This is a genomic window from uncultured Aquincola sp., from assembly GCF_964001545.1.
GTDB lineage: Bacteria > Pseudomonadota > Gammaproteobacteria > Burkholderiales > Burkholderiaceae_C > Aquincola.
The window spans coordinates 1-10,599 of record NZ_CAXFDV010000783.1 but is presented as its reverse complement, the minus strand read 5'-3'; the positions used below and the strand labels follow the sequence as shown (position 1 = coordinate 10,599).

Annotated in this window: 11 protein-coding genes and 2 pseudogenes; 7 read left to right on the top strand and 6 right to left on the bottom strand. The window is 71.6% G+C overall.

All coding sequences use genetic code 11. The annotated features are described in order from the left end of the window. Window positions 1-4 precede the first annotated feature (4 nt). Window positions 5-100 (top strand): annotated as a pseudogene (locus tag ABNT58_RS27270) (zinc-binding dehydrogenase); the annotation flags it as partial. A gap of 128 nt (window positions 101-228) precedes the next feature. Continuing rightward, the gene (locus tag ABNT58_RS27265) at window positions 229-375 is read left to right on the top strand and encodes a zinc-binding dehydrogenase (RefSeq protein WP_348756513.1); all 147 of its coding nucleotides are present in this window, start codon (window positions 229-231) and stop codon (window positions 373-375) included. A 36-nt stretch (window positions 376-411) separates the two neighbouring features. Here ABNT58_RS27265 and ABNT58_RS27260 read toward each other — a convergent pair whose 3' ends face one another. Continuing rightward, complete coding sequence (locus ABNT58_RS27260; RefSeq protein WP_348756510.1) at window positions 412-573, bottom strand: hypothetical protein; 162 nt, start codon at window positions 571-573, stop codon at window positions 412-414. Window positions 574-767: 194 nt separating this feature from the next. Between ABNT58_RS27260 and ABNT58_RS27255 the strand changes: the two genes are divergently transcribed. From ABNT58_RS27255 to ABNT58_RS27235, 5 genes are read left to right on the top strand one after another with little or no spacing between them, the layout of a single operon-like run. After that, window positions 768-1,403, top strand: a complete 636-nt coding sequence (locus ABNT58_RS27255) for a thermostable hemolysin (RefSeq protein WP_348756509.1) — start codon at window positions 768-770, stop codon at window positions 1,401-1,403. Then, entirely contained in the window at window positions 1,400-2,833 is a 1,434-nt protein-coding gene (locus ABNT58_RS27250; protein WP_348756508.1) for an AMP-binding protein, read from the top strand. Before ABNT58_RS27255 ends, ABNT58_RS27250 begins: the two co-directional genes overlap by 4 nt. A gap of 20 nt (window positions 2,834-2,853) precedes the next feature. Then, on the top strand, window positions 2,854-3,528 hold the full coding sequence (locus ABNT58_RS27245) for an iron-containing redox enzyme family protein (RefSeq protein ID WP_348756507.1): 675 nt from the start codon (window positions 2,854-2,856) through the stop codon (window positions 3,526-3,528). Beyond that, window positions 3,525-4,334 (top strand): SDR family oxidoreductase, encoded by an 810-nt coding sequence (locus tag ABNT58_RS27240; RefSeq protein WP_348756506.1) that lies wholly within the window; start codon window positions 3,525-3,527, stop codon window positions 4,332-4,334. The genes ABNT58_RS27245 and ABNT58_RS27240 overlap by 4 nt, the downstream gene beginning before the upstream one ends. Before the next feature lie 23 nt (window positions 4,335-4,357). Then, a complete protein-coding gene (locus ABNT58_RS27235) occupies window positions 4,358-5,020 on the top strand; it encodes a TRAP transporter TatT component family protein (protein WP_348756505.1) in 663 nt (220 codons plus the stop codon). Here the strand turns inward: ABNT58_RS27235 and ABNT58_RS27230 are convergent. The 5 genes and pseudogenes from ABNT58_RS27230 to tcuB form a co-directional block, all read right to left on the bottom strand. Next, complete coding sequence (locus tag ABNT58_RS27230; RefSeq protein ID WP_348756512.1) at window positions 5,007-6,371, bottom strand: ATP-binding protein; 1,365 nt, start codon at window positions 6,369-6,371, stop codon at window positions 5,007-5,009. The two genes, ABNT58_RS27235 and ABNT58_RS27230, sit on opposite strands and share 14 nt — an antisense overlap. 62 nt (window positions 6,372-6,433) lie before the next feature. Then, window positions 6,434-7,099 (bottom strand): response regulator, encoded by a 666-nt coding sequence (locus ABNT58_RS27225; RefSeq protein WP_348756504.1) that lies wholly within the window; start codon window positions 7,097-7,099, stop codon window positions 6,434-6,436. A 71-nt stretch (window positions 7,100-7,170) separates the two neighbouring features. After that, window positions 7,171-9,327, bottom strand: a complete 2,157-nt coding sequence (locus tag ABNT58_RS27220) for an EAL domain-containing protein (protein ID WP_348756503.1) — start codon at window positions 9,325-9,327, stop codon at window positions 7,171-7,173. 92 nt (window positions 9,328-9,419) lie between these two features. Continuing rightward, window positions 9,420-10,391: a tripartite tricarboxylate transporter substrate binding protein gene (locus tag ABNT58_RS27215; RefSeq protein WP_348756511.1), complete on the bottom strand. Its 972-nt coding sequence runs from the start codon at window positions 10,389-10,391 to the stop codon at window positions 9,420-9,422. A gap of 46 nt (window positions 10,392-10,437) precedes the next feature. Further along, window positions 10,438-10,599, bottom strand: a pseudogene (gene tcuB / locus ABNT58_RS27210) (tricarballylate utilization protein TcuB); the annotation flags it as partial.

The following is a 10,599-nucleotide window of genomic DNA, read 5'->3' as shown; positions in this document are numbered from 1 at the left end:
GCTGGTGCGCAGCCTGGGCGCAGACGACGTGATCGACTACCGCACGCAGGACGTCTTCCAGCTGCGCGGCATCGACCTGGTGATCGACACCCTCGGTGGTGACACGCTGGCGCAGTCATGGGCCGTGCTGGGCGCCGGTGGGCGCATCGCGACCACGGTGGACTTCGGCATCCAGGCTCCTGAGGGTCACGCAGGCAGCTTCGTGTTTTTGCCGATGCCGCCCGCTATCTGCCTGCGGCGTTTCACCTGTTCGAGGCCGGTCGGCTGCAGGTCGTCACCGACAGCCTCTTCAGGTTCGACGACACACGTGCCGCGCTGGAACGCCAAGCCACCGGTCATGCGCGCGGCAAGCTGATCGTGCGCGTCGATGCGTGAAGCGGGCATGCGCCTGCCGCCGGCCGCCGAAGCGCTCTACTGCGGAAAGCACAGGTGCAAGCTGTTCTCCAAGGCCGTGTAAAGCATCCAGTCGGCCGACAGCACCAGCGCCGCGGCGGCGATGGCCAGCAGCCAGGTGCCGAGAGCGGCTGCGGCGTGGCGCAGGGGGACGTCGAGGGAGGGGCTGAGTGGCGTCATCGCAAGCTGCTTCGATGGAGGGTCAAAGGGTTGAACGGGGCGGATGCTGCGCACCCAACATGAACGCCGGCTGAAGCAGGCCGGCGTGCAGCAAATCACGGCGGGCCGCCCCGCCGGATGCGCTTCAGCTTGCCTTCATCGCGCCACCGCACGATGCCCGCAGCCCCACCTTGTCGTGGGTGCAGGAGATGGCATTGACGACGGCGAGCATCACGCCCCTGACGGAACCCCGGCCTGTGCCGCAGGCCAGCACCACGCTGCATGTGCATGACGCAGCCGACCCCCGCCGCCCGCAGGTCGAGGCCTTCATCCAGGCCGTCTACCACCAACGCTATGGCGCCCTGGTGCACCACTTCGCGCCCATGCTGGTGGGGCTGTGGGAAGGCGACCGCCTGACCGCCGCGGCCGGCTATCGCTTCGGCCACACCGGCCCGCTGTTCCTGGAACGCTACCTGCCTGCGGCCGCCGAGCAGCTGCTGGCACCCCACCATGCCGGGCTGCCGCAGCGCCAGCACATCGTGGAAGTGGGCCACCTGGCCGCCGGCCGCGCCGGCGATGGCCGCCGGCTGGTGCTGATGCTGGCCGACCACCTGCTGGCCCGTGGCGGCGAATGGGTGGTGAGCACGCTCACCGCCGAGCTGCGGCAGCTGTTCGTGCGCATCGGCATCGCGCCGCTGACGCTGAGCGCGGCCGACCCCACCGTGCTGGGCGATGCGGCCGCCGACTGGGGCAGCTACTACGACCATGCCCCGGTGGTGCTGGCCGGCCACCTGCCGCGGGCCATGCGGCACATCACGCGCTATTCGGCCGCCACCGGGGTGCAGGCATGATCGCACTGAGCGACGACCGCCAGGCCTGGACCCGCGAGGCGCTGGACACCGAAGTGCAGGCCCTGGCCCACCAGCTGCAGACGGCCCCGGTGCGCGTGCTGGCCACCTTGATGGACAACGGCCCTGCCTGGGCGGTGGCCGACCTGGCCGCGGCCCAGGCCGGTGTGGTGCACATCCCGCTGCCGCTCTTCTTCACGCCCGCGCAGGTGGGCCATGCCTTGCAAGCCGCCGGCGTGGATGCGCTGCTGATGCCGCCGCAGGCCGCGGCCGCGCGCTTCAACGGCGCGCCGCAGCAGCCCTGCATCGTGGCCGGCCAGCCCTTGAGCCTGGTGCGCACCGGCCTGGCGCCGGTGGCGATGCCGGCAGGCACCACCAAGATCACCTTCACCTCGGGTTCCACCGGCACGCCCAAGGGCGTGTGCCTGGGCGGCGTCGGCATCGATGCGGTGGTGCAAGGCCTGGTGCAGGCCCTGGCCCCGCTGAACATCGAACGCCACCTGTGTGCGCTGCCGCTGGCGGTGCTGCTGGAAAACATCGCCGGCCTGCTGGCGCCCCTGGCCGCGGGCGCCGAATGCCGCGTGCTGCCGCTGCAGCAGGTGGGCCTGGCCGGCTCGTCGGGCTTCGATCCGGCGCAGTTCCACCAGGCGGTGCAGCGCCATGCGCCGCACAGCCTGATCCTGCTGCCGCAGATGCTGACCGCCTGGGTGGCCTTCCTGGCGCACACCGGCCAGCGCGCCCCCACCTCGCTGCGCATGGTGGCGGTGGGCGGCGCGGCGGTGGGCGAGCGGCTGCTGGCCGCGGCCCGTGCGCTGGGCATTCCGGCGTACGAGGGCTATGGCCTGTCGGAAGGTGCCTCGGTGCAGACGCTGAACCTGCCCGGCGCCGACCGCCCGCACAGCGCCGGCCGCGCGCTGCCGCATGCGCGCCTGCGCATCTCGGCCAGCGGCGAGATCGAGATCGGCGGCAGCTTGATGCTGGGCTACCTGGGCGATGCCACGGCTGCGGCCGATTGGTGGCCCACCGGCGACCTGGGCCGCCTGGACGACGACGGCTACCTGCAGGTGCAGGGCCGGCGCAAGAACCTGCTGATCACCGCCTTCGGCCGCAACGTGTCGCCCGAGTGGGTGGAGACCGCGCTGCTGAACGACCCCGCGCTGTTGGCCGCCACGGTGTTCGGCGATGGCCAGCCGGCGCTGAGCGCGGTGCTGTGGCCGATGCCCGGTGCCGGCGATGCCCAGCTGCAGCGGGCGGTGGACGCCGCCAATGCCACGCTGCCCGACTACGCCCGCGTGGCCCATTGGGTGCGCGGCGCCGCCCCCTTCAATGCCGCCAGCGGCCTGGCCACGGCCAACGGCCGGCCGCAGCGCGCAGCCATCCACCAGGCCCATGCCGAAGCCCTGCAGGCCGCAGGCGCGGCGGTGCTGCCCTGAACCAGAAACGGATACCGACCATGAGCTTTTACCAACGCCTTGTGCGAGACACCCAGGCCGCCCGCGGCGCGATGCTGACCGCGCCCATCATCCAGGGCTGCCTGCTGCGCGGTGAGGTGTCATTGCCCAGCTACGTGGCCTTTTTGACCGAGGCCTACCACCACGTGCGCCACACGGTGCCGCTGATGAAGGCCTTCCGCGCCCGCATCCCGGCCGGCCGTGAATGGCTGGACGGCGCGCTGGACGAATACATCGAAGAAGAACAAGGCCACGATGAGTGGATCCTGGACGACCTGCGCGCCTGCGGCGTCGATGCCGAAGCGGTGCGCCATGGCCGCCCCGGCACGGCCACCGAAGTGATGGTGGCCTATGCCTACGACCAGATCATGCGGCGCAACCCGCTGGGCTTCTTCGGCATGGTGCATGTGCTGGAAGGCACCAGCGTGGCCCTGGCGCTGCAGGCCGCGCAGCAGATCCAGACGCACCTCGGGCTGCCCGACCGCGCCTTCAGCTACCTGCGCTCGCACGGCACGCTGGACCAGGAGCATGTGGCCCACTTCCAGCAGTTGATGGACGCCATCGACGACCCGGTGGACCAGGCCGACATCGTGCATGCGGCGCAGGTGTTCTTCCGGCTATACGGCGACGTGTTCCGCAGCCTGCCGATGCCGCTGACCGAACGGGTGGCGGCATGAGGCCCGAAGAAGCCCGCGTGCTGCTGACCGGCGCCACCGGCGGCATCGGCCAGGCGATGGCACGTGCGCTGGTGCACAGCGGCGCCGCGGTGCTGCTGGCCGGCCGCTCGCAGGCCGCACTGGCCGCGCAATGCCAGGCGCTGCAGGCCCCCGGCCGCGTGCAATGGCATGCGGCCGACATGGCCGACAGCCAGGACATCGCCGCCCTGGCCCGCACCGCCATCGACTGGGGTTGCAACGTGGTGGTGCATGGCGCCGGCCTGCCCGCCTTCGGCCGGCTGGAGTCCATCGACCCGGCCGAGATGCAGCGGTTGCTGCAGGTGAACCTGCTGGCGCCCATGGTGCTGACACAGGCGCTGCTGGCCAGCCTGCGCAGCCAGCCGCAGGCGCAGGTGATCTGCGTGGGCTCGGTGCTGGGCGCGCTGGGCCTGCCCGGCTACAGCGTGTACGGCGCCAGCAAGGCCGGCCTGCGCGGCTTTGCTCAGGCGCTGCGGCGCGAGCTGGCCGGCGGCCCGGTGAAGGTGCAGTACCTGGGCCCGCGCAGCACGCGCACCGGCTTCAATTCGGCCGCCGCGCAAGCCCATGCGCAGGCCACCCACACCGCCAGCGATGCACCCGAAGTGGTGGCCGAGGCGCTGCTGCAGCTGCTGCGCAGCGAAGCGGCCGAGCGCTTCCTCGGCACCGCCGAACAGGTGGCCGTGCGCCTGAACGGCCTGGCTTCCACGCTGCTGGACGGGGCCTTCGCCAGCCACCGCAAGCACCTGTCGGCCCCCCCTTCCCTGTCTGCCCACGCCCCGCGAGCCTGACCATGCCCCTGCAACACCAAGCATTGTCCTTCCCTTTGCCTCGCCGCCACTTCGCCGGCCTGCTGCTGGGCGCCGCCCTGGCCGCCGCCTGGCCGCTGACCAGCCGCGCCGCGCCGCTGGACGACGGCCTGCTGCAGCTGCAGCGCGAGTGGGAGGTGATCCAGTACCAGTCGCCCGCCGCGGCGCGCGAAAAGCAGTTCGAGGCCCTGGCCGGCAAGGCCCACCAGTTCAGCGAAAGCCATCCCAACGCCAGCGAGCCGCTGGTGTGGGAGGGCATCATCGTCAGCTCCTGGGCGGGCGCCAAGGGCGGCCTGGGCGCGCTGAACCTGGCCAAGCAGGCCAAGGCGCTGTATGAGAAGGCCATCCAGATCGACGGCAATGCGCTGGACGGCTCGGCCTACAACAGCCTGGGGGTGCTGTACTACAAGGTGCCGGGCTGGCCGCTGGGATTCGGCGACAAGGCCAAGGCCGCCGAGCTGCTGCAAAAGGCGCTGGCCCTGAACCCGAACGGCATCGACCCCAACTACTTCTACGCCGAGTACCTGGTGGAAACGCAGCAGCCCGACAAGGCCGTGCCCTACCTGGACAAGGTGCTGCAGGCGCCGCCGCGCCCGGGCCGGCAGATCGCCGACAGCGGCCGCCGCGAAGAAGCGCGGCAGCTGCTGGCCAAGGTCAAGCCCCGCTGACCGGCGCTGCCGCGGGCGCCGCACCGGGCGCCCAGCCCGGCGCCGGCCGCAGCACCATGCGCACGCCCTGCCCGCCTTCCCCGGTGCCCACTTCCAGTACCAGGCCGTGCAGCTGCGCGATGCGCTGCACGATCGAGATGCCCAGGCCGCTGCCCGTCTCCGCCTGGCCGTCGGCGCGGTGGAAGCGGCGGCCCAGCGTCTGCAATTGATCGGCCGTCAACGGCGGGCCGGCGTTGTCCAGCTGCAGGTGCGTGGGCAGCAGGGCCAGCGTCACGGCGGTGCCCGGCGGCGCATAGCGCACCGCGTTGTCCAGCAGGTTGCGCACCACCACCGTCATCAGCTGCGGGTCGCCGCGCAACGGCAGCGGCGGCCGGCCATCGGTCGGCCAGTCGCAGGCCAGCTCGATCTGGCGGCGCCCCGCCAGGGCCAGGCAGTCATTCATCGCGCGCTCCACCACCTCGGGCCAGTCGATGGGCGTGGTCAGCAGCGCGGCATCGGCGCTGTCGGCCCGCGACAGCGCCAGCAGCTGCGTCACCAGCCGGTCCATGCGGTCCAGGCCGGCATCGAGCCGGCGCTGCGCATGGTCGCGCTCGGCATCGTCGCGTGAGCGGCGCACCACCTCCCACTGCGCGCGCAGCGTGGCCAGCGGCGTGCGCAACTCATGCGCGGCATCGGCCACGAAGCGGCGTTCACGCAGCAGCAGCTGCGAAGTGCGCGAGAACGAGCCGTTGATCGCGCCCACCAGCGGCTCCAGCTCCAGCGGCACCGCTTCGGGCTGGGCCAGCGGCGCCAGGTCGTCGGCGGCGCGGGCCTTGAGCTGGTCGGCCAGCGCATGCACCGGCGCCAGCGCGCGGCGCACCGCCCAGGCCAGCACCAGCAGCAGCACCGGCAGCGTCAGCAGCCAGGGCACCAGCTGGCTCAGGGTCAGGCCCCACACCACTTCGTCGCGTTCATGCTCGCGCTGGCCGGCGGCCACCAGCCGGTTGCCGCTGCGCGACTGCAGGTAGTACACCCGCCACACCCGGCCATCGATGGTCTGGTCGACAAAGCCGACCGCATCGGGCCGGAACTCCAGCATCGCGCCTTCACGGTCGTTGAGCAGGCGTTTGCCCTGGCGGTCCCACACCGCAACGGCCAGGTCGGCCAGGTCGGCCACGCCGTCGCCGTTGCGGCGATTGCCCTGGCCCAGGGGCAGCTCGGCCTCGGTGTCGCCGGCCATCACCAGCGTGGACTGCACCTCCCGCGCCAGGCGGATCAGCTCCGAGTCGTACAGCTCGTTGACCTCATGCCGCGCATGGTGCACCCAGGCCACCACCGCCACCGCCCAGACCAGCGGCGCGCACACCAGCACCGACAACAACAGGCGGCGCTGCAGGCTAAGGCTGCGGCGGGGTGGCCGGGTGTCGGCGCTCCTCACTGTGCCGGCCCCAGTGCATAGCCTACGCCGCGCACCGTGCGCACCACGCCCGCGTGGATCTTGCGGCGCAGGTGGTACACGTGCACTTCCAGCGCATTGCTTTCGGGCTCGTTGCCGTTCCAGTCGTACAGCTTTTCCAGCAGCACGGCCTTGGACAGGATGCGCTCGGGGTCGGTCATCAAGGCCTCCAGCAGCGCCAGTTCACGGGCCGTCAGCTCCACCGGCTGGCCCTGCCACTGCACCCGCTTGGACGACGGGTCGTAGGCCAGTGCGCCGTGCTGCCACACCGGCTGCGAACGGCCGGCCGTGCGGCGCAGCAGCGCGCGCAGCCGGGCGGCCAGCTCGTCCACGCCCACCGGCTTGACCAGGTAGTCGTCGGCACCCGCGTCCAGCCCGGCGATGCGCTGCTCCACCGCGTCGCGCGCGGTCAGGATCATGATGGGCACCCGCACCCCGCGTGCGCGCCAGCGGGCCAGCCAGTGCATGCCGTCATTGCCCGGCAGGCCCAGGTCCAGCAGCACCACGTCGTAATCGGCACCGGCCATGGCGCCATCGGCCTGCGCGCCCGACTGGAACCAGTCCACCGCATGGCCGGCCTGGCGCAGCCCGGTGGACTGCGCCTCGCCCAGCAGGAAGTCGTCTTCGACGATGAGGACGCGCACGGCGGCTCAACCCGGCAGGGGGGAGCAGGCGGCGTCGGTGGGGGACGTGTGGGGGGAGAACTGCAGGCACTTCATCGTGCCATCGTAGCCGGCCCGGCCGGGGCCGGCACACGCCCGGCCACCCAGGCGGGCACCTGCGCGGGCGGCATCGGCCGCGCGATGAAGTAGCCCTGCAGGATGTCGCAGCCCAGGCCGGTCAGCACCGTCATCTGCTCCTGCGTTTCGACGCCTTCGGCCACTACCTCCATCTTCAGCGCATGGGCCAGGCGCACGATGGCATCGAGCACCGCGTGGGCCTCGGCGCTGGTGGCCAGGTCGGTGACGAAGCTGCGGTCGATCTTGAGCTGGCGCGCCGGGATCTTGCGCAGGTGGGCCAGCGACGAATAACCGGTGCCGAAGTCGTCGATGGACAGCCGCACGCCCAGCGCGACGATGCGCTCCAGCATGCCGCGCTCCTGCTCGGTGTTCTCCATCACCGCGCTTTCGGTGATCTCGCACACCAGGTGCTCGGGCGGCAGCGCATGCCGCACCAGCGCATCTTCGATGCGCACGGCCAGGTCGGCCTGGCGCAGCTGCTGGGGCGACACGTTGATGGCGATGCGGCAATGCAGCCCGGCCTCGCGCCAGCGCGCCAGCTGGGCGCAGGCTTCTTCCACCACCCAGTTGCCCAGGCTGCCGATGAGGCCGAAGCGCTCGGCCAGCGGGATGAACACCGCCGGGCTGAGCAGGCCGCGCTGCGGATGCTGCCAGCGCACCAGCGCCTCCCAGCCATGCACGCGGCCATCGGTGCTGCACACCTTGGGCTGGTAGTACAGGCGCAGCTCGCCATGGTCGATGGCGTCGCGCAGCTCCTGCTGCAGCGCCAGCTGCTCGCCGGCATCGCCTTCCATGCCGGGGTGGTAGACCACGCAGGTGCTGCCGCCGGCGCGCTTGGCGGCGTACATCGCGGCATCGGCACAGGCCAGCAGGCGGTGGCCCGCATCGTCATGGTCGGGGTACAGCGCCACGCCCACCGAGCACGACAGCGACACCCGCTGCGCCGCCACGGTGAAGGGCCGGTGCAGCACCTCGATCATGCGGCGGGCCAACGGCATGGCTTCGTGGGCGGCATCGCGCGATTCGATCAGCACCGCGAACTCGTCGCCACCCAGCCGGGCCAGCGTGTCGCTGCTGCGGGCGGCCGAATGCAGGCGCCGGCCCACCTCGCGCAGCACCTCGTCGCCGGCCTGGTGGCCCAGCGTGTCGTTGATGGGCTTGAAGCCGTCGAGGTCCAGGAACAGCACGGCCAGCCGGTCTTCGTGCAGGCCGGCCATCCGGTCGCGGCGGCTCAGCCGGTGGATGGCGTGCTGCAGCCGGTCGTGGAACAGCGCGCGGTTGGGCAGGCCGCTCAGCGGGTCTTCGAAGGCGTGGCGCTGCAGCTGGGCATTGGCTTCACGCAGGCTCAGGTTGGCCTGCCGCAAGGAATCGCTGAGCGCCAGCTCGCGCGCATGGGCCAGCGCATCGTTGATCGACAGCAGCAGGGCCCCGCCCAGCACCAGCAGGGTGGTCAGCGTCACCAGCACGGCCAGCCACTGGCCGCCCAGGTCGCCGCTGCTCAGGCACACCGCGCCCTGCGGCAGCCGCACCGCCGCCATGCCGGTGTAGTGCATGCCGCCGATGGCCAGGCCCATCACCACCGCGGCCAGCATCTGCAGGCCCACCCGCTGCGGGCCCTGGCGCGCACGCAGCGCAAAAAAGATGAACAGCGCCACCGCCGATGCGCCCCAGGCAATGGCGCCCGACACCAGTACCAGCGGCCAGTGCCACTGCAGCCCGGGCGCCATGTCCAGCGCGCCCATGCCCAGGTAATGCATGGCGCACACGGCCAGCGCCATGGTCACGCTGCCGCCCACCAGCACCGGCGGGGTGAGCCCCTGGCGCGTGGCGGCGCCCAGGGCCACGCTGGCGGCCGAGACGGCGGCCAGCCAGCTGGCCGCGGTGGGCCACCAGCGGTAGCCCAGCGGCATGCCGGCCTCGAAGCCCAACATGCCCACGAAGTGCATCGACCAGATGCCGGTGCCCAGCACCAGCGAGCCACCCGCCCACCAGGCCAACCGCAGCATGCCCGTGGCGGCCTGCACCCGCCGCGTGAGGTCCAGCGCGACGTAGGAGGCGAACACCGCCACCACCAGGGAGGCGGCGACGAGCAGGGGGTCGTGGGAGGTACTGACGAAGTCGGGGGTTTGCACGGAAGCGAGGCTCAGAACTGCTGGGTGAAGCCAGCGCCGAGTATCCGTGCATGACACCGCACCGGTCGCATCATTTGATGCAACCCGCAGATTCAGTCGGCCTTGATGCCCCGCTCACGCACCAGCTGGCCCCAGGTGCGCGATTCGCTGGCGATGTAGTCGGCCAGCTGCTGGCGGGTGCCCGGGGCGGGGGTCAGGCCATGGTGGTCCAGCTCGGCCTTGACCTCGGGGTCGCGCAGGGCCTTGACCAACTCCTGGTTCCAGCGCTCCAGCACCGGCACCGGCGTCTTGCCCGGCGCCATGAAGGCATACCAGTTGGTGGCGGCAAAGCCGGGGTAGCCCGATTCGGCCACCGTGGGCACCTGGGGCATGAACTCCGAGCGCTGCAGCCCGGTGGTGGCCAGTGGCACCAGCTTGCCCGATTCGATGTGTGGCGCCGCAGTGGCGGGCGTGGAGTAGTAGGCCGCCACGCGGCCGCCCAGCAGGTCTTGCAGGGCCGGCGCGCCGCCCTTGTACGGAATGTGCACGGTGTCGATGCCGGCGCGCTGGTTCAGCAGCTCGCCCGCCAGGTGCGAGGCCGAACCCGCGCCGGTGGAAGCGAAGTCCAGCTTGCCCGGTTGCGCCTTGGCCTTGGCCACGAACTCGGCCAGCGTCTTCACGCCCACGCCCTGGTGCACCACCAGCACGTTGGGAAAGCTCACGCCCATGGTCAGCGGTGCCAGGTCCTTGAACGGGTCGTAGCCCACCTTCATCAGGTGCGGCGCGATGGTCAGCGGGCCGATGGAGCCCAGCAGGATCACCGAACCGTCGGGCTCGGCCTTGGCCACGAACTGGTGGGCGATGTTGCCGCCGGCGCCGGCCCGGTTGTCCACCACCACGGTCTGGCCGATGTTGGCCTGCAGCTTCTTGGCGATCATCCGCGCGGCCGCATCGGCCGCGCCACCGGCGGCAAAGCCCACCACCAGGGTGATCGGCTTCCTGGGCAGCTCTTGGGCTTGGGCCTGGCCCGCGGCCAGTGCGAGCGCGAGCGCGACGGCCAGCAAGGGGATGGAACGGCGACGGATGGGATGGCTGGGGCGCATGGCGGTCTCCTGGCGGTGGCGGTTGGAATCAGTCGTCGCCGAGCTGCAAGCGGCTCGGCTGTCGCTTCTCGATCGCCCACTTCAGCAGGGCGGCGCTGCGGTAGATGCCATGGGCGAACTTGCCGTAGGGCTTGGTGGCGAACAAGGCCATCACCGCGCCCAGGTGCACCGACAGCAGCAGCGCCAGCGC

What these genes read in the sequence shown, in the direction of transcription:
- ABNT58_RS27260 (WP_348756510.1), bottom strand. Translation starts at nt 573, where the DNA reads ATGACGCCACTCAGCCCCTCCCTCGACGTCCCCCTGCGCCACGCCGCA.
- ABNT58_RS27250 (WP_348756508.1), top strand. Translation starts at nt 1,400, where the DNA reads ATGATCGCACTGAGCGACGACCGCCAGGCCTGGACCCGCGAGGCGCTG.
- ABNT58_RS27245 (WP_348756507.1), top strand. Translation starts at nt 2,854, where the DNA reads ATGAGCTTTTACCAACGCCTTGTGCGAGACACCCAGGCCGCCCGCGGC.
- ABNT58_RS27240 (WP_348756506.1), top strand. Translation starts at nt 3,525, where the DNA reads ATGAGGCCCGAAGAAGCCCGCGTGCTGCTGACCGGCGCCACCGGCGGC.